Annotated in this window: 15 protein-coding genes; 10 read left to right on the forward strand and 5 right to left on the reverse strand. The window is 69.1% G+C overall.

What is annotated here, in order from left to right:
• Positions 1-88 precede the first annotated feature (88 nt).
• Positions 89-838, reverse strand: coding sequence for a hypothetical protein (locus KGQ19_RS13550; RefSeq protein ID WP_212009471.1), 750 nt, complete (start codon positions 836-838; stop codon positions 89-91).
• A gap of 146 nt (positions 839-984) precedes the next feature.
• Here KGQ19_RS13550 and KGQ19_RS13555 point away from each other — a divergent pair, with 146 nt between their 5' ends.
• On the forward strand, positions 985-1,410 hold the full coding sequence (locus KGQ19_RS13555; RefSeq protein WP_212009472.1) for a hypothetical protein: 426 nt from the start codon (positions 985-987) through the stop codon (positions 1,408-1,410).
• An 11-nt stretch (positions 1,411-1,421) separates the two neighbouring features.
• Here KGQ19_RS13555 and KGQ19_RS13560 read toward each other — a convergent pair whose 3' ends face one another.
• The 3 genes from KGQ19_RS13560 to KGQ19_RS13570 all read right to left on the reverse strand — a co-directional run bounded on the left by KGQ19_RS13560 (position 1,422) and on the right by KGQ19_RS13570 (position 4,298).
• The gene (locus KGQ19_RS13560) at positions 1,422-2,744 is read right to left on the reverse strand and encodes an MFS transporter (protein ID WP_212009473.1); all 1,323 of its coding nucleotides are present in this window, start codon (positions 2,742-2,744) and stop codon (positions 1,422-1,424) included.
• A complete protein-coding gene (locus KGQ19_RS13565; RefSeq protein WP_212009474.1) occupies positions 2,744-3,259 on the reverse strand; it encodes an ArsR/SmtB family transcription factor in 516 nt (171 codons plus the stop codon). The genes KGQ19_RS13560 and KGQ19_RS13565 overlap by 1 nt, the downstream gene beginning before the upstream one ends.
• Before the next feature lie 100 nt (positions 3,260-3,359).
• Positions 3,360-4,298: a MurR/RpiR family transcriptional regulator gene (locus KGQ19_RS13570; RefSeq protein ID WP_230418607.1), complete on the reverse strand. Its 939-nt coding sequence runs from the start codon at positions 4,296-4,298 to the stop codon at positions 3,360-3,362.
• 125 nt (positions 4,299-4,423) lie between these two features.
• On the opposite strand from KGQ19_RS13570, the gene KGQ19_RS13575 reads away from it, so the two are divergent.
• Together KGQ19_RS13575 and KGQ19_RS13580 are read left to right on the forward strand one after the other, a co-directional pair.
• On the forward strand, positions 4,424-6,652 hold the full coding sequence (locus tag KGQ19_RS13575) for a (Fe-S)-binding protein (protein ID WP_212009475.1): 2,229 nt from the start codon (positions 4,424-4,426) through the stop codon (positions 6,650-6,652).
• A 128-nt stretch (positions 6,653-6,780) separates the two neighbouring features.
• A complete protein-coding gene (locus KGQ19_RS13580; protein WP_212009476.1) occupies positions 6,781-7,824 on the forward strand; it encodes a hypothetical protein in 1,044 nt (347 codons plus the stop codon).
• A gap of 318 nt (positions 7,825-8,142) precedes the next feature.
• Here the strand turns inward: KGQ19_RS13580 and KGQ19_RS13585 are convergent, their stop codons facing one another.
• A complete protein-coding gene (locus tag KGQ19_RS13585) occupies positions 8,143-8,346 on the reverse strand; it encodes a hypothetical protein (protein ID WP_212009477.1) in 204 nt (67 codons plus the stop codon).
• A 392-nt stretch (positions 8,347-8,738) separates the two neighbouring features.
• Between KGQ19_RS13585 and KGQ19_RS13590 the strand changes: the two genes are divergently transcribed.
• The 7 genes from KGQ19_RS13590 to KGQ19_RS13620 all read left to right on the forward strand — a co-directional run bounded on the left by KGQ19_RS13590 (position 8,739) and on the right by KGQ19_RS13620 (position 17,310).
• Entirely contained in the window at positions 8,739-9,713 is a 975-nt protein-coding gene (locus tag KGQ19_RS13590; RefSeq protein WP_212009478.1) for a helix-turn-helix domain-containing protein, read from the forward strand.
• Positions 9,710-9,916 carry a DUF397 domain-containing protein gene (locus tag KGQ19_RS13595; protein WP_212009479.1) on the forward strand — a complete coding sequence of 69 codons (207 nt, stop codon included), beginning with the start codon at positions 9,710-9,712 and terminating at the stop codon, positions 9,914-9,916. The genes KGQ19_RS13590 and KGQ19_RS13595 overlap by 4 nt, the downstream gene beginning before the upstream one ends.
• Before the next feature lie 240 nt (positions 9,917-10,156).
• The gene (locus KGQ19_RS13600) at positions 10,157-10,366 is read left to right on the forward strand and encodes a DUF397 domain-containing protein (protein ID WP_212009480.1); all 210 of its coding nucleotides are present in this window, start codon (positions 10,157-10,159) and stop codon (positions 10,364-10,366) included.
• Positions 10,367-10,449: 83 nt separating this feature from the next.
• A complete protein-coding gene (locus KGQ19_RS13605; RefSeq protein ID WP_268907818.1) occupies positions 10,450-12,429 on the forward strand; it encodes an HSP90 family protein in 1,980 nt (659 codons plus the stop codon).
• Between the two features lie 8 nt (positions 12,430-12,437).
• Entirely contained in the window at positions 12,438-15,563 is a 3,126-nt protein-coding gene (locus tag KGQ19_RS13610; protein ID WP_212009482.1) for a hypothetical protein, read from the forward strand.
• A 116-nt stretch (positions 15,564-15,679) separates the two neighbouring features.
• On the forward strand, positions 15,680-16,210 hold the full coding sequence (locus tag KGQ19_RS13615; protein ID WP_212009483.1) for a SigE family RNA polymerase sigma factor: 531 nt from the start codon (positions 15,680-15,682) through the stop codon (positions 16,208-16,210).
• Positions 16,207-17,310 (forward strand): hypothetical protein, encoded by a 1,104-nt coding sequence (locus tag KGQ19_RS13620; protein WP_212009484.1) that lies wholly within the window; start codon positions 16,207-16,209, stop codon positions 17,308-17,310. Before KGQ19_RS13615 ends, KGQ19_RS13620 begins: the two co-directional genes overlap by 4 nt.
• The last annotated feature ends 15 nt before the right edge of the window (positions 17,311-17,325 follow it).

The raw sequence follows: 17,325 nt of genomic DNA on the forward strand, positions 1-17,325 counted from the left end.
CCAGCCCCGCTGGCGCGCGCCGCTTTTCTCGCCGGTGCTGCGTCTGCAGGTTCTCAAGCGCTGCCTTCGCGCTCTTGCCGGTGCTGTTTCAGCTGCCGGAGAGGCGCTGCGCCATCGCCTCCAGGAGCGAGGCGTCGAGCGCGGGGTTGTAGTCGTGGTCGCTGCTCATGCGGAGTGTGAGCGCCGCGATCTTGGCGCCCTGGAGGACGAACAGGGTGTGGGTGACGTTGCCCTGTGCTTCGGGGGCCTGCCAGGCGAAACTGGTCGTCGTCTGCACCGTGACGCGGTCGCACTTCGGGGTGGACAGCGTCATCTGCTTCGCCGCGTCGCTCGCCGAGTCGAAGGTGTAGATGTCCTCGGTCGCCATGGTCTGGCTGTTCGCTGAGTGGTAGACGCCTTCCCAGACTCCGTGGGTCAGCTGCGTCCCCAATGCGTTGCCGCAGACGGTCGGCAGCGGGTGCTCGACGTTGAGTTCCCAGAGCTGCGGTGCCGTCCATTGGTAGACCGGCCAGTCGGGAAGGCTGCTCTGCCGCAGGAACTCGGCGGTGACGGGGGCGGGCGCGCTGTTCGGCGGGCTCGCCGCGGTCGGGGTGGATACCGGCGCGCGTGTGGCGCTCGGCGATGAGGCGGTGGAGCCGGAGGCGCTGGTCGCTGTCGAGCCGGTGTTCGTGCCGGTGATGCTCGTGCTCGTGCTCGTGGTGCTGGTGCCGATGGTCGGGCTCTTGGCGATTGGCGACCCGGCAGAGACCGCGCTTGAGCACGCGCCGAGCAGCGCGCTCAGCGCGATCGCGCAGCCGGCTGCGAGGGCGGTGGTGCGGAACCGTGGTGTCTCCATCATCGAATTCCCCGTTCGACAGTGATGCCTGTTACGACGTGTGACCACGGGCGTGGGTTGCTCGCCCGATGTGGGGTAGGGCTGGCACTACCAGGGCTCGGGGGCGACCGTCATGGCAGGGTGTACCCAGGTCACCCGATCATGGACTCATGCGGCTGAGATTTTCGGTGTGGGCCAGGACCCTGATGGCGTCCCAGGCGGCCCGGCACAAGATGGCGATCGCCTTTGTCGGCTCGGCGATCGTGCTGGTCGGCTGGATGGTGTTCCTGGCCAGCACCCTGCACGGCCGGGCGGTGGTGAGCCACTGGTCGACCGTGTGGATCGGGCTGGACACCATGGAGGCGCTGGCCTTGGGCACCCTCGGCATCCTGCTGGTGCGGCACGACCACCGGGCCCGCACCGCCGCCACCGTGGCCGCGACGCTGTTCGGCATGGACGCCTGGTTCGACGTGATGCTGTCCAGCAGCGGCGGGGACCTGGCCCAGGCGCTGGTGCTGGCGGTGGTGTTCGAGATACCGCTGGCCGCCGCGTGCGCCGGGATCGCGCGGCAGACCGCGCGCTGGTACGACGTCTGAGAAGAGTGGTGTCAGGCCATTGCGAGTACGTCGGCCGCCTGGTTGCTGACCGCTGGAGCGTCGGCCGCATGGTCGCCATCCGCCGGAGCGTCCGCAGCCTCCCGTTCCCGCCGTTCCGCGGCCTCGGCCAGCGCGGCCTCGATCCGCTTGTTGCTCGTCAGCCGGGCCGCGACCACCGTCATCGACATCAGGATCCCGGCCCCCACGATGAACGGCGCGCGCAGTCCGGCGACGTGCGCCAGCCACCCGCCGAACACGGCGCCCGCCGGCCCCGCGCACAGCGCGATCAACCGTCCGGTCGCGGCGACCCGGCCCATCAGGTGGTCCGGCACGATCGCCTGCCGTACCGCCGGACCCACGCCCATCGTGGTGCCGATGCCCATGCCGAGGGCGATCTCACCGATGCCGGCGATCCACGCGTTCGGCGACAGCCCGATCCCCAACAGGGCCACGCCCTCCACCATGGCGGTCAGCGTCAGCGTCCCGCCGGTGCCGATCCGGGCCGCCAGCCACGCCGCCACGAACGACCCGCCCAGCGCGCCGACCGCGCCGGCCGTCAGGTACACGCCGTAGGCGGAGGAGCCCAGGTGCAGCGTCTGCTTCACGAACAGCACCAGGACCGCGTTGGCGCCCATGAAGGCGAAGTTCCCCAAGGCGGGCCGCAGGGCCAGCCCCACCAGCAGCCGATTGCCGAACAGGTACGCCGCACCCTCGCGCGCCTCGCGCAGCAGCGAGCCGCGCGGCTGCGGCGGCTTCGGCGCCGACTTGGGCAGCGTCCAGATCGTCAGGGAACTGACAAGGAACGACAGCGCGTCCCCGAGGATCGGCACCGCCCGCCCCAGCCCGAACAGCAGCGACCCGGTCGGCGGCCCGACGAAGCCGCCGAACGCCTGCTGCGTGCCCTGCAACCGGGCGTTCGCCCGCTGCAACGTGTCCAGGTCGCGGTCCAGCAGTTCCGGCAGCAGGGCGGTCGAGGCCGTGTCGAAGAACACCTGCCCGATCCCCAGCAGGAAGGCGGCTGCGAAGAGCAGGTAGAGGTCCGCGGCGCCGGCCGTCACGAGCGCCGTCACCAGGGCCAGCAACAAGAACCGGCACAGGTCCGCGGCCACCATGGTGCGCCGCCGGTCCAAGCGGTCCACCAGCGCGCCGCCGAGCATCCCGAAACACAGCCAGGGCAGCATCGCGCAGGCTTCCAGGGTGCCGAGCAGCACCGTGTTGTGCGTCATGGTCAGGGCGAGGAGCGGCAGCGCCGCGAAGTAGATGCCGTCGCCGATCGACGAGACCGCCGAGGCGGTCCATATCCGGTGGAACTGTGCGGGGAGCTTCGAGGCCATCAGACGTCCTTCGGTCGGTAGAAAGCGAGAAACAGGTCGGCCGCCGGCTGCGAGGGGTCCGAGGCCTCGTGCAGTTCCTCGACCAGAGCCGTGATCCGGTTGTTGAACTCCTCCCAAGCCGCCGGGCTGAGCCGGGCGTGCTTCAGGAACATCCGCTTCTGGTCGCTCGGCGGCGCGGCCTCGACGTCGGCCAGCGCGTGCCGCATCAGCGTCTCGGGCTGTCCGGGCCCGGGATCCGGCAGCTCGATCCGCCGTCCGGTCATCGCGTAGTACTGCTCGGTGACGCCGCCGACCTTGCGCGTCTGGACGACCGCGACCAGCCCGGCCTTCGCCAGTACCTTCACGTGGTGGTTGGAGCTGCCCTTGGCGATGCCGAGCCGCTCGGCGATCTGCGTGATGGTCGCCGGGCTGTCCCGGAGCAGGCGCAGGATGCGGTGCCGGGTGTGGCTGGCGATGGCGCGCAGTTGTTCGTCGCTCTGGATGTGGATGCTGTCGGGATCTTCGGAAGCGGTCACGGGTCCTATGGTCAAGGAGTCTTGACCGTTGGTCAAGGGTTCTTGACCATCTGATCGTGCGAACGTCCGCGCGATGGGTGGTTTTGTTGGCCTACGTCGCTTACTTGACGTAGAAGCCGCGGGTCTCCGCCAGTGCTTCGTACGCCTCCAGGCGTTCCTGCGTCCGCTCCGGCGCGGCGTCGGCCAGCGCCTGGAGCAGCAGGGCTGCGAACGCCATCGGCGCCGCGTGCGAGTCGAAGACGGACCGCGATCCGACGCCGACCGGCAGCAGCACGTCCGCCAAATGGGCGAATGGCACCAGCGGCACGTCGGTCACTACAGCTGTCTTAAGCCCGAGTTCTCGGGCGTTCTGCAGAACGACTACAGACTCCGCCGAATAGCGCGGCAGTACGAAGGCGACGAGCCAGGTACCGCCAGCCGCCTTCGCCTGAAGCAGCGCCTCATGGGCCGGCGATCCCGGAGTGTCGATGGCCCGTACGTCGGGGTGGATGCGGGCGGCTCCGTAGGCGAAGTACGAGGCGATCGGGCCGGACATCCGCAGCCCGATGACCGACAGCGGCTCCGAGCCGGCGAGGTCACTGCCGAGTCGGGCCAACCGGGCCGGGTCGGCGGCGTACTTGTGCAACGCCTCCAGGTTCGCCTGGTCACTCGCCAGCGCGGAGTGCAGTTCGTTCCCTGCCAGCTGCTCTCCGCGGAACCCCTGTTCGGGGGCCCGGAGTGCTATCGGCCGCAGCGCGGTCCGCAGCTCCGGGTAACCCGAGAAGCCCAACGCGGCGGCGAACCTGGTCACCGACGGCTGGCTCACCCCGACCCGCTCCGCGAGCTCCATGCTGGACAGGAATGCGACCTCTGGAAGGTTCTCCAGAAGGTAATGCGCTATCCGCCGCTGCGCCGGCGACAGTCGTCGGCCGTCCAACAGCGCCAGCAGCTCGTCCGCAGGTGGGAGCGAGGAGGTCGGCCGCGCTATAGGCGATGTAGTAGGAGTCACAGCGTCAGGAGCCGTCACAGCCTTCCCTCCTCCCTGCGCGACTGCCAACATCACTTGTGGCGCGCCAGAAGTTACTCGTCAGTAGGATAATCTGGGGCCTCGACTACCGTACCCTCCGTACGGACGGTGATCGGGATGTGTCCGTCGATACGCACGTGTAGGAGGAGACCGAGGCTATGCAGCTCGCAGCCATCGTCGTCTCGCTGGTGATCTCAGTCATCGGCTTCGGTCTGCTGGGCCGGACCGCTGTTTACATCTACCAGTTCGTGAAGCTCGGGCAGTCGACCGCGCCCGGCGCGCGCAGCGGCCAGCCGCTGGAACGCACCAAGACCCTCTTCCGGGAGTTCGCGATCCACACCCGGCTGGCCCGCAAGGGCAAGCGCTGGATCGGGGCCATGCACTGGGTGGTCATGGTGGGCTTCGGTCTGCTGTTCTTCACTCTAGTGACCGCCTACGGCCAGCTGTTCTCGGCCGACTTCGCGATCCCGCTGATCGGCCGCTGGTGGCCGTTCGAGTTCGTCACCGAAGTGGTCAGCTTCGTGATGATCCTGGCGATCATCGGGCTGATCGGGGTCCGGCTGCGCAACCGCCCGGCGGGCGCCGGTTCGAAGGAGAAGGGCAAGCGCTCGCGCTTCTTCGGCTCCACGATGTGGCAGGGCTACTTCGTCGAGTGGGTCATCCTGCTCATCGGCGTGTGCATCATGCTGCTGCGCGGCTTCGAGGGCGCACTGGGCCGCCACCTCTCCTACAGCGCGCACTACCCGGTCAGCTACCCGCTGATCCACGCCTTCGACGGCATGTCGCGCGGTGCGCTGGAGAACGGCATCTACACGGTCGCGATGATCAAGATCGTCATCTCGATGATCTGGGCCATCACCATCGGCCTGAACTCCACGATGAGCGTGGCCTGGCACCGGTTCCTGGCCTTCCCCAACATCTGGTTCAAGAAGAAGGACGACGGCGGCACCGCGCTGGGCGCGCTGAGCCCGATGGTCTCCGGCGGCGTGCCGATCGACTTCGAGGACCCGGCCGAGGACGCGAAGTTCGGCGTCGGCGCGGTCGAGGACTTCACCTGGAAGGGCCTGCTGGACTTCTCGACCTGCACCGAGTGCGGCCGCTGCCAGGACCAGTGCCCGGCCTGGAACACCGACAAGCCGCTGTCGCCGAAGCTGCTCATGCTGGGCCTGCGCGACCACGCGGCAGCCAAGGCGCCGTACTTGTTCGCCGACGGCGGCAAGGACCTCGAAGGCAACGAGAAGCTGGCCGAGGAGAAGTGGCTCTCTCTGCCGGACCTGGTCCGCGCCGAGGCCGAGCGGCCGCTGATCGGCACCGCCGAGGAGAACGGCGTCATCGACCCGGACATCCTGTGGTCCTGCACCACCTGCGGCGCCTGTGTCGAGCAGTGCCCGGTGGACATCGAGCACGTCGACCACATCGTCGACATGCGCCGCTACCAGGTGATGATCGAGTCCTCGTTCCCGTCCGAGGCCGGGACCATGCTGAAGAACCTGGAGAAGGCGCAGAACCCCTGGGGCATGCAGCCCAAGAAGCGCACCGAGTGGATCGCCGAGCTGGACTTCGAGGTGCCGGTCTTCGGCGAGACGCTGGAGGACATCTCCGAGGTCGAATACCTCTACTGGGTCGGCTGCGCCGGCTCGCTGGAGGACCGGGCGAAGAAGACCACCAAGGCGTTCGCCGAGCTGCTGCACATCGCCGGGGTGAAGTTCGCGGTCCTGGGCGGCATGGAGTCCTGCACCGGCGACCCGGCCCGCCGCCTGGGCAACGAGTTCCTGTTCCAGATGCTCGGCCAGGGCAACGTCGAGATGCTGAACGAGGTCTTCGGCGAGGACACCCCGCGGGAGAAGCGCAAGATCGTGGCGACCTGCCCGCACTGCTTCAACTCGCTGGCCAACGAGTACCCGCAGCTCGGCGGCGAGTACGAGGTCATCCACCACACCCAGCTGCTGGACACCCTGGTCTCCGAGGGCAAACTGACCCCGGTCACCCCGATCGACCAGAACATCACCTACCACGACCCCTGCTACCTGGGCCGCCACAACAAGGTCTACACCCCGCCGCGCGAGATCATCGCCAAGGTGCCCGGCCTGAAGAACACCGAGATGCACCGCTGCAAGGAGAAGGGCTTCTGCTGCGGCGCCGGCGGCGCGCGCATGTGGATGGAGGAGCGGCTCGGCAAGCGGATCAACGTCGAGCGCGTGGACGAGGCGCTGTCCACCAACCCCGACGTGATCTCCACGGCCTGCCCGTACTGCCTGGTGATGCTCGGCGACTCGATCACCGCTCGCAAGCAGGCCGGCGAGGTGCCGGAGTCGATGGAGGTCGTGGACGTCGCGCAGCTGCTGCTGACTTCGGTCAAGCCCGCGCCGGCCCCGGCGAACGCCTGAGCCGTCGGCGCAGGCGATGATCAGCCGGTAAAGGCGTGACAAAGAACCGCGACCTGTAGACGATCAACAGTTCGACGCTGCTAGCCTCGCCTCCGCAGGGTATGGGATACCGCGGAGGTGGGGCTTCAGTGTCTTTCGACGAGCCAGGGGACGACTACCTGGACGACCTGGCCCGGACGCGGGACGAGGGCTCCCGATATCCGACTCCGGCGCTGCCCGACCCGGCCGACGACGACTATGACTACGACACCGGTGGCGTCAGCCGCTCCGGCTCGGAGAACGAGCCGACCACGCCGTTGCCGACCCGCAGCCGGCCGGTGTCGCCGCCGGACCCGCCCTCGCGGTGGCGGCAGCGGGGCGGCCGGGTGTGGCGGTTCACCCGCACACTGGCGTTCACCGTCCTGGTGCTGGCCGGGCTGGCGGCGATCGGCGACGTGCTGATCAACCACTACCCGCGGACCAGCCGGCACACGTATTCGTACTCGAACGTGCAGCAGCTGCTGGTCGCCGTGGACGGCAACGGCTCGATCAACATCACCGGCACGGACTCCGAGCAGGTCACCGTCAAGGCGGTGGACAAGGGCACGTTGCTGGAGCCGGTGGAGCGGCAGATCATCAGCAGCGGCGGCTGGCTGATCGTGAGCGTGCACTGCCCGAACAACGAGTGCTCCTCCAAGTACGACATCCAGGTCCCGCGCTCCATGTCGGTGGACGCGATCATGGACCACTCCAGCGACCAGGCGGACATCAGCGCCACCGGCCTGTCCGCGGCGGTGCGGCTGTTCACCGGGCGGGGCAACGTCACGATGAACCACCTGGCCACCACCTCCGACGTGAGCGTGACGGCCAACGGGCAGGTGGAGGCCACGGATGTGAGCGCGGCCAACCTGGAGGTCTTCGCACCGATCGGGGACAAGATAGACCTGGGGGTGGCCGGGGACATCGCCAACATCCAGAACATCCGGGTGACGGCCGGGCAGCCGGCCGAGGTGACCTTGACCGTGCCGGCCGGCGGGTATCGGATCTCGTGTGTCCCCGCGGGGCACTGCACCGGGGCGAGCGGGGACATCACGCAGGATCTGACCGGACCGGTGCACGAGGATCAGAACTCGACGCACAACATCCAGGTGAACGTGGTGCAGAACACTGCGAAGATCCAGGCGGCCGGCTGAGCCCCGGCTGCTCGCCGTAGACGCCACGCGGCGCGCCCCCGATCCGTTCGGGAGGCGCGCCGTTTCTGCCGTCCAGCGGTTCTGCTGGGTAGTGGTCTTGCTGTCTTGCTGTCTTACTGTATTGGTGACTAGCTGTTCAGTTGTCTAGACGCGGATAGCCGGGATGCGGTCTCTACCGCTTCCCATCACGGTCGATGCCTCTGCCGAGTACGTGCTTGGCGTCGGAGAGGTACTGGAGAAGGCGTCCTATGAGGTACGCCGAGAAAACGCCACCGAAGATGATCAGTACTTCCAAAGGGGTCCTCACCTCCCACCGCTTCAGGCCGCGAGCCCGAGCTCGCCGTCGGCGGAGTCCGCCGGCGGCATCCACGGGCACTGCGGGCATCGGGACGGCCAGCACCGGGCGCACCGGCCCAGTTCCGGATCGGCGCCGTCGGGCACCGCGTCCCTTCGGCCGGCCAGGTACGCGGCCCAACTGGCCTGCTGCGTCCGCTCCTGGTCGGCGACCCAGGGCTGCACCATCGCAGCACCGAAGCACAAGGTGCAGGTCAACCGGGCCTTCCCGATCCGGCCCCGCACACACCGCGGGCATTCCTCCAGGCCGGCGGACGGTGATTGGTCACGGGGCGTGGGGGTAGAAATCTCCACGAGGTTCCTCCCGTTCTCTCGAGTGATATCGGCTGGGGGCCTCTCTCGCCGGGTCGGCGCCGCACTACGTCGACCCGGCTTTCTCATTGCTCCAGGCGGGTGGCTTCTTAGCAGAGCCCTGTCGCGTACCCCTGTCTTAGTTGTACGATGCTCCTCGTTCGACAGGGCTGTCAATTGCCAGGCGCACTTTCTAGGTGAACCTGCAACAGGCATCTACCACACGGTGGTTGCCTGATGAATGTGCCCACAGAACTTGCATACGGAACATGCCCGACGGCAAGGAGGCCGACGTGCGAGCCAACCAGCGGACCCAGCCGGTGACCGGAATCAACGTCCTACGGTGGGAACTCGGCAACGAGTTGCGCACTCTCCGGCTCGCCGCGGGCAAGAGTATCGCCGACGCGGCCAAGTGGTTGGAGTGCTCCGACGCGAAGATAAGCCGGATGGAGAACGGGCAACGCGGCGCCGTGGCCCGGGACGTGCGGGACCTGTGCAAGCTGTACGGGGTTCCGGCGCAGCGGCGGGATCAGCTGATGGGGCTGAGCCGGGAGGCGGTGGCGGCCGACAACGCGACGAGCCCCACCATCGCGGCCAAGTTCTCAACGTACCTGGCACTGGAAACGCAGGCCCGGAGTGTGCGCAACTTCGAGGCTTCCTTCGTCCCCGGACTGCTGCAGACCGAGCTCTACGCGCGGGAGACGATCACCCACAACGGCGAGGTCGAAGATGTCGAGGACGTGGAGCAACGGGTTCAAATGCGGATGGATCGGCAGAAGCGGATCTGGGGCGAAGAGAACTTGTTGCAGGCTCACTTCATCATCGATGAGAACGTGATCTGGCGCCCGGCGGGGGTCGACCCACGAACGCGTGCCATGCGCGAGGAGCAGATTGACCGACTCATCCGGGCGACCTTCCTCGAGCACGTCACCTTGCAGATCGTGCCTTACACGGCCGGGTTCTATCAGGGGATGGAAGGTTCCACGATCTATCTGCTCAACCTTGATTCGGGCCCCAAGTCAAGCAGCGCCTGCTACATCGAGGGCGTCTTCCGTGAGCTCTTCATGCGCAGCCACAGCGAGATCGCCTCCATCGCCGGGAAGTTCGAGGCCATGTCAGAGATCGCGCTCAGCCCGGCGGGCACCAGGAAGTTTCTGATGCGCTTGCTCCGGGGCAACTACGAACACTGGTCCTCCGCACGGCCAACGGGGTCGGCGGGCTTAGGAAAGGTAGCGATGTCATGATCGAAATCGACGGCCTGCAATGGCGCAAGGCCGCCGCTAGCAGTGGGACCGGAGCCTGCGTGGAGCTGGCTTCCGGCTCTACTGGTGCGGTCTATATGCGTGACTCGAAAGACCCCCAGGGGGCCGTGTTGACCTTCACCCGAAGGGAGATCGCCGCGTTCCTGGACGGCGCCAGGGGCGGCGAGTTCGACGACCTGGCCTGATCGGCGACGCCACACCAGCACCCATCCACCCTCGGCCGGACCCTGGCCGGGGTGTTGACGAACGCTCCACGCTCACGAGGCACGGGGCGTTCGCTTGTCTTCGCGATCACTCGACGGCTGCTCCCGCATGCCTTCTACCTCGGCAAAGTCTTGGTAATAGGAGACTTGTGCCGATTCGGGCCTTGTACCAGCGGGTAGTAAGAACTCCCGGTACGGCGCAACAATCGGGAGGGAGTTCCTATGGAGGTCGATCAGAGTACGGCGCGCTGGATCAAGGCCAGCGCGTCTCAGGGAAGCGGCGCCTGCGTCGAGACCAGCAGCATTCGCGCGGACGAGATCCTCGTCCGGAACAGCCGTGATCGGCAAGGCCCGATCCTGTCCTTCACCAAGGCCGAGTGGGTCGCCTTCGTCGCCGGGGTGAAGGCCGGGGAGTTCGACGCGATCGTCTGAATCCGTCGCGGTTGCGGCCATTCCGGCGTCGGGTGTCGCCGCGGGTGCGTAGCATCGAGCCCGTGTCGTCGTCCGAGAAGCCGCTGGTCTCCAAGTCCGCGTCCGCCGCCAGTGATGCCGGTGGGCGTGGTCTTCCGTCTGTGCACGCCTTCCAGGTGGATCTGCGCGGGATCGTCGATCTGTTGTCGCACCATCTTTACTCCAGTCCGCGGGTGTTCGTGCGGGAACTGCTGCAGAACGCGGTGGACGCGATCACCGCGCGGCGGGTGGTCGATCCCGGCGCGCCCGCTGTGGTGCACGTCATCGCGGACGGGGCGCAGGTGCAGGTGCGGGACAGTGGGATCGGGCTGACCGAGGACGAGGTGCACCGGTTCCTGGCCACGATCGGGCGCAGTTCGAAGCGGGGCGTGGCGGGGGTGGTCGGCGTGGCCGGTGCGGCCGGGGTGGCCGACGGCGCTGTCTTCGGGGACGGGCTCGGCGGCTTCGGGGATGCGGAGAGCCTGCTGGAGCGGGGTCGCGGTGACTTCCTCGGGCGGTTCGGCATCGGGTTGCTGGCCTGCTTCGTGGTCGCCGACGAGATCTCCGTCGTGACGAAGTCCGCGGTCGACGTCGCGGCGCCGGCCGTCGAGTGGCGGGGGGCGGCGGACGGGCACTACGACATCAGGATCCTGGCCCCCGAGGAGTCGCCCGCCCAGCCCGGCACCACCGTCACCCTGAAGCCCAGTCCCGGCAAGGAATTCTGGTTCCAGGCGCCGCGCGTCGTGGAACTGGCGCGGGACTTCGGCAGCCTCCTGCCTTATGAGACAGTCCTCGAAGACGAGGCCGGTTACACCTATCGCATCACCGAGACCCCGCCGGTGTGGGACCGCGAGTACCCCTCGCCGGGCACGCGCTACGAGGCGCTGGCGGCGTACTGCCAGGACATCCTCGGCTTCGCGCCGTTGGACATCATCGAGCTGAACATCCCGCTGCTGGGGATCAAGGGCGCCGCCTACATCCTGCCCACCGCGGCCACCACCTCGGAGCAGGGCGGGCACCGCGTCCACATCAAGGGCATGCTGCTCACCGACCAGGCCCGCGGCCTGTTGCCGGACTGGGCGTTCTTCGTCCGCTGCGTCATCGACACCGACGCGCTGCGCCCGACCGCCTCCCGGGAGGCCCTGTACGAGGACGATCGGCTCGCCGCGGTGCGCGAAGCGCTCGGCGACCGGGTCCGGGACTGGCTCGCCGGGCTGGCCGCCACCGACCCGCCGCGCCTCAACCGGCTGCTGGCCGTGCACTACCTCGGCGTCAAGGCCCTGGCCCGCTTCGACGACGACCTGTTCGCCCTCACCCTGCCCTGGCTCCCGTTCGAGACCACGGCCGGCCGCATGCCGCTGACGGCCTTCGCCGACCAGCACCGCGTCGTCCACCTGACGGCCGGCGACGAGGAGTTCCAGCAGGTCTCGCAGATCGCCGCGGCCGCCGGCCTGGGCGTGGTGAACGGCGGCTACACCTACGACGCCGACCTGGTCCGCAAGCTGCCGCGGGCGCTGCCCGGCGTCACCGTCGTGGACCTGGACCCCGAGACGATCGCCGCGCACCTGGACACGGTCGACCCGGCCGAGGAACTGGCCGCCGGCCCGCTGCTGGCCACGGCCCGCCGGGTCCTGGACACCCTGGACTGCGACGCGGCCCTGCGCGCCTACCATCCGGTGACCATCCCCGCCCTGCTGCTCGACGGCCGCGAGGCCCGGCACGAGCGGGCCCGGGTCGACGCCGAAGCCGAGGCCGCCGCCGACGGCGACGACCTGTGGGCCGGGATCCTCGGCGCGCTGCGCAGCGTCGGGCCGCGGGCCCGGCTGGTGCTGAACCACCGCAGCCCCTTGATCCAGGGCCTGATCGAGCTGGAGGACGCCGAACTGGCCGCCACCGGCATCGAGGCCGTTTACGGCCAGGCGCTCCTGCTGTCCAAGCGCCCGATCCGCTCCGGCGAGTCGGCCCTGCTCAACCGGGCCTTCCTGGGCCTGCTGGCGCACGCGGTGGGGCAGCGGCCGGCAATCCAGGCCGAAGAAGAAGGCTGAGTCCGGCGATGGCCAGCACGAGCGAGGCGGCGTTCCAGCGCCAGGCCTGGACACCGGAGGAACTGCGCGCCGCTCTCGAAGCGAACGAGAACGAGCCGGCCGGCCGGGCCCGTTCGGTACGCGCCGAGGCGCTGCTGGCCGCCGCCGACAAGCTGGCCGATCCCGAGACCCAGATCTGTGCGCTGCACACGGTGATCGAAGCCTACGAGCGAGGCGGCGAGAGCTTCCGCTCGCCGGTGTTGTTCTCCCGGCTCCTGCGCTTGTGGGACCGCCACGGCAAGACCCTGCGCGACGCCAGCCGCCTGGAGTACGAGACGCACTGGGTCTTCAAGTGGATGACCTCGGACCTGCTCTCGGTCCCGGAGGTCCCGCTGGCGACGGTCCACGGTTTCGTGGACGAGATGGAACGCCGCTATCGCCTGGCCGGCTACGGCCTGCGCGCCGTCCACGACCAGCGTTTCCGGATAGCGCAGCACCTGGGCGACGTCGCCGAGGCCGAGAAGCACTTCGGACGCTGGCTGGCAGCCGAGCGCGACGCGATGAGCGACTGCCGGGCCTGCGAGCACCTGGCGCAGGGGGTCTGGCGGGCGCAGCGCGGTGACGACGTCGCCGCGCTGCGGCTGTGGCGGCCGACCGTCGAGAACGAGATCGCGTGTCTGGACGAGCCCGCGAGCACGCTGGCCGCCTCGCTCAAGCCGCTGCTGCGGTTGGGGCGCTTTGACGAAGCGCGCTCTAATCACCTGCGGGGCTATCGCCTGCTCCAAGGTCATGTCGAGCTGCGCGCCGCCTTCGGATGGCACCTCGAGTTCTGTGCGCTGACCGGCAACGGGGCCCGGGGCCTGGAGATCCTTGCGGAGAATCGGCGGCTGTTCGATCCGCCTTTCGAACCGTTGGACTACCTGGAGTTCTTGGCGTGTACCGCGTTGTTGTTGCGCGGCCACGTCTCGGCCTCAGACCAGATCGTGGCCGGGCCGGAGGGGCGGGACTGGCCGCTCGCGGCGCTGTCGGCCCGCGTGCGGTCTGAGCTCGACGGCCTCACGGCCCGCTTCGACGCGCGCAACGGCAACGACGCGGTGAGCTCGCGCGTGGCCGCCACGCTCGCGCAGACGCCGCTGATCGAGAAGCTGACGCTGACCGTCCCCCTGCCGCGTCCGACCGTCCCGCCGCAGCTGATGCCGCACCTCGTGCTGCCGGCGCAGCGCGGGCCGGTCGCCGAGCCGCCCGACCCGGACGCCGACGTCGACTTCGACGAACTGCTCGCCGAGGCCCGCCGGCTGTTCAATGTGGCCCACCCCGGCGCGATGAAGATGTGGGAACGGGTCGCGATGGCCGCCGAGCGCCGCGGCATCGAGCTGGATCTGGAGGCGCGGGCCCAGCTCGCCGAGGAGCGGGCCGCCGACGCGCTCGAACGCGAGGATCTGGAACGTGCCGTCACACTGCTCGGTGAGGCGGTCGAGCGTTACGAGGCCGGGGGGTGGGAGGGGCGCGCCGTCGCGGTGCGGGCGCGGAGGCTGTTGGCCGAGGCGCTGACCCAGCGGACGTACCAACCGATTCCGGAGCCGGCGCTGGCCGAGCTTTACGCGACCGCTCGGGTGCTGCACGCGCGGGGGCTGGCCGAGCCGGAGGACATCCTGACTGTCCGGCGGGCGCAGGCTTTTGAGGCGCGCCGGACGACCGAGACCTATCCGGCTGTCGATCTTGTGGCCGACGGTGGCGGCGACCGCGATGACGACCGCGATGTACTTGGCGATGACCACCGCGACCGCGATACCGGCGGACGCAACACTGGCACCGATCTCGATACCGGTCTCGACACCGACATCGACACCGACACCGACATCGACACCGACATCGACCGTGACCGCGAATCAGCCTTCGAAGTCTTCGCGGCCAGCGTCGAGGCCCTGCTGGCCGACGCGATCGAGTTCGACGTCCCGGCCCGCGCGGCGGCCGCGCACACCATGCGCGCCGAGATCGCCCAGCGCCAGGGCCGGCCGGAGGAGTCGGTGCCGGAGCTGTTGGCGGCCATAGCTTTGTACGACCGCGCCGAGCGTCCGTGGGCGAATCTGCACCCGAACATGCTCCTCGCGCAGGCCTACCTCGCCTCCGACCGCGACGCCGACGCCGAGCGGGCCGGGCTGGCCGCCTTGGACATCGCCGACCGCTGGCCCGAACAGCGCTTCCCGGCCGGCTACACCCGCCAGGTGCTGGCCAACGCCACCGGCGGTCAGGGCCGCTACGACGACAGCGCCGAGCACGCGTTGCACGCCGTGGCGTGGGCCGACCGGTACGGTGTCCCGGACCTGGCCGCCAGCGCCCGGCACAGCCTCGCGTTCGCCTACGAACAGCTGGGCCGGGACGCGGACGCCGCGGCGATCCTGGAGTCCGCGCTGCCGGAGATGGTCCGGCACCTCGACGATCCGACCGTGGTCAACGCGCGCTGGGCGTTGGCCCGCTGCCTCGGCCGCCTGGAGGACTACCGGGGCGCGGCCGAGCAGTACCTGCTGGCCGCGGCGATCGCCGAGCACTTCCCGCAGCAGGGCGGGCACGCGATGCTCGCCGCGTCCGCCGGGCACGCGCTGCGGGCCGCCGGACTGCCGGACGAGGCGCGCCGGGCGTTCGACCGGGCCGTGATCCTGCTGCGCGTGCTGCCGGACCCGATCAACCTGGCCAAGACCCTCAGGGCGCTGGCCTGGGTGACGTTCGGCGAGTCGGAGGACACCGCGCACGACAGCGAGCGCGAGGACGTCCTGGACCAGGTGCTGCTGCTGTTCGCGGAGGCGGCGCAGGTGTTGGAGGCGGCCGAGGCGTCCGGCGAGTACGAGCGCGACGCCCAGGTGATCGCCTACGAACTGGCCGAGACCGACGACCAGCTGGCCCGGCTGCACCTCAACGCCGACCTCGCCGACAAGGCGATGCCGTACGCCGAGCGCGCCGCCGTCGGCTTCCGGGCCCTGCTGCCGCACAGCGCGATGGACTACGACTTCTCCGAGCAGATGGTGGCCTGGCTGCTGGACCGGTACGGGAGCCGGGACGCGGCGCTTGAGCGGCTGCGCGAGGCCATCGCGGCGTGCACGGAGGCCGGGGTCGAGGCGGTGCGGTGCACGGCGTTCCTGGAGCAGCTCTCGGACTGAGCCGGTGCACTGTGCGTGCCGGCACCGCGGCCGACAAATTACCCTGCTTTCTCATGCAACGATCCGGGCCCGACCGGTCCTCTTCAGCGGCATGAAGCACGAAGCGGGGGGTCCGGGTGCGGGGTGACGACACCGACGGTTACGACGTGGAGTTCCGCGAGTACATGGTCAGTCGCTGGGGCGGCCTGGTCCGGTTCGCCTACGGGCTGACCGGCGACCGCGGCCACGCCGAGGACCTGGCCCAGACCGCGCTGGCGAAGGCGTACGCCTCCTGGTCCCGGGTCCGGCGCGCGGAGGACCCGGACGCCTACGTCCGCAGGATCCTGATCAACGCCAACCACCGCCGCTTCCGCAAGCGCCGGGTCGAGGAGCGCACCGGCGACGTGCCGGTCGAGGTCCTCCAGGGCCTGACCGCTGCCGACGACACCGGCGCCTTCGACGAACGCGAGGCACTGATGTCGGCCCTCATGGAGCTGCCGCCCAAGCAGCGCGCGGTCGTGGTGCTCCGCTACTGGGACGGCCTGACGGAGACTCAGGCCGCCACGGTGCTCGGCTGCTCGGTCGGCACCGTGAAGAGCCAGGCCTCGCGGGCGCTGGCGAAGCTACGGGCCAGTGCACAGCTTCAGGACGGGAGTTTGACACTGTGAGCGAGGACGAGCTGATCAGCCTGCCTGGCGAGCCTGACGAGGCCGAGTTGTTCACCGACCTGGGCCGCTTCCAGACCGGCGCGATCCCGGTCGATGCCGTGCTGAGGCAGGGCAAGGCGATCCGCCGGCGGCGGCGCGTGGTCGGCAGCGGGCTGCTGGCGGTGGCGGCGGCGCTGACCATCGCGGTGCCGGTGGGACTGGCCTGGGGGCGCGGCCAGGAGGTGTCGGCGGCGTCGGGCCCCAGGATCGTGGTGAACCGGCCGACGGGGAGCGCCCACGATGGGTTCCTGCTCTCTGGCCTGTTCAACGGCAAGAAGTGGTCGCTGAAGCTACTCCCTAGCTGCGGCTTCGGACAGTCATTGCCCAATGGCGATTGCATGGGCATGGTGATCGGCGTCGGCGAATCTCCCGTCACCACACCGGTCGACTTGTATATGGACGACGTGAAGGGCCCAGGAAGCGATTACTACTTCTACACGCTGGAGTACGGTCCCGAGACCGCCTACGCGGTGGTGACGCTCGGTACGGGGGACCAGGTCACGGTGCCCGGCATCGATGTCGACAGTACTCACCGCACCGCCTGGTTCCCGGCCCCGCCTTCGACACCGATTTCGAAGATCGTCGCCTATCGCAAGGACGGTACAGAGATCGGCCAAACCCCAGACTGGGGGAAGGACATTTCGGACGGCGAGACCCTCGCCACCTGGTTCCGGCCGGATGGCACGCTGCTGTACCCACAGCCGAACGTGGAAGTCGCCAAGGGCCCGACCGGCGGCGTCGACTGGTCGATCGAGGTGACCCTGGAAAAGTCTGGCCGGTGCTTCTTGTACCGGATCGGCTCGGTCCCGACGACCGTGTGCCCGGCCTCCGGGACGCCTCCGATGGCCTACATGAACAACATCGGCAAGCCCGGCCCGAAGGATGGCGTCGTCATCGGCGAGGCCGCCGGCGGGGTCACCCGCGTCGACGTCACCTTCAAGGACGGCACCGTCAAGCGTCTCAACCCCGTCGTCTCGAACGGCCACGCCTTTGTCGGCACCTACGTCCCCGCCGGCGCCACCGTGGTCTCCATCACCTCCGTGACCGGCACGAACGGCTAACAACAGGCCAACCGG

Source organism: Catenulispora pinistramenti (genome assembly GCF_018274385.1).
In the GTDB taxonomy this organism is placed as follows: domain Bacteria; phylum Actinomycetota; class Actinomycetes; order Streptomycetales; family Catenulisporaceae; genus Catenulispora; species Catenulispora pinistramenti.

Coding starts and splice junctions, on each gene's coding strand:
- KGQ19_RS13575 (WP_212009475.1), top strand. CDS start 4,424: ATGCAGCTCGCAGCCATCGTCGTCTCGCTGGTGATCTCAGTCATCGGC.
- KGQ19_RS13550 (WP_212009471.1), bottom strand. CDS start 838: ATGATGGAGACACCACGGTTCCGCACCACCGCCCTCGCAGCCGGCTGC.
- KGQ19_RS13610 (WP_212009482.1), top strand. CDS start 12,438: ATGGCCAGCACGAGCGAGGCGGCGTTCCAGCGCCAGGCCTGGACACCG.
- KGQ19_RS13595 (WP_212009479.1), top strand. CDS start 9,710: ATGATCGAAATCGACGGCCTGCAATGGCGCAAGGCCGCCGCTAGCAGT.
- KGQ19_RS13590 (WP_212009478.1), top strand. CDS start 8,739: ATGCCCGACGGCAAGGAGGCCGACGTGCGAGCCAACCAGCGGACCCAG.
- KGQ19_RS13600 (WP_212009480.1), top strand. CDS start 10,157: ATGGAGGTCGATCAGAGTACGGCGCGCTGGATCAAGGCCAGCGCGTCT.
- KGQ19_RS13555 (WP_212009472.1), top strand. CDS start 985: ATGCGGCTGAGATTTTCGGTGTGGGCCAGGACCCTGATGGCGTCCCAG.
- KGQ19_RS13585 (WP_212009477.1), bottom strand. CDS start 8,346: ATGGTGCAGCCCTGGGTCGCCGACCAGGAGCGGACGCAGCAGGCCAGT.
- KGQ19_RS13570 (WP_230418607.1), bottom strand. CDS start 4,298: ATGTTGGCAGTCGCGCAGGGAGGAGGGAAGGCTGTGACGGCTCCTGAC.
- KGQ19_RS13560 (WP_212009473.1), bottom strand. CDS start 2,744: ATGGCCTCGAAGCTCCCCGCACAGTTCCACCGGATATGGACCGCCTCG.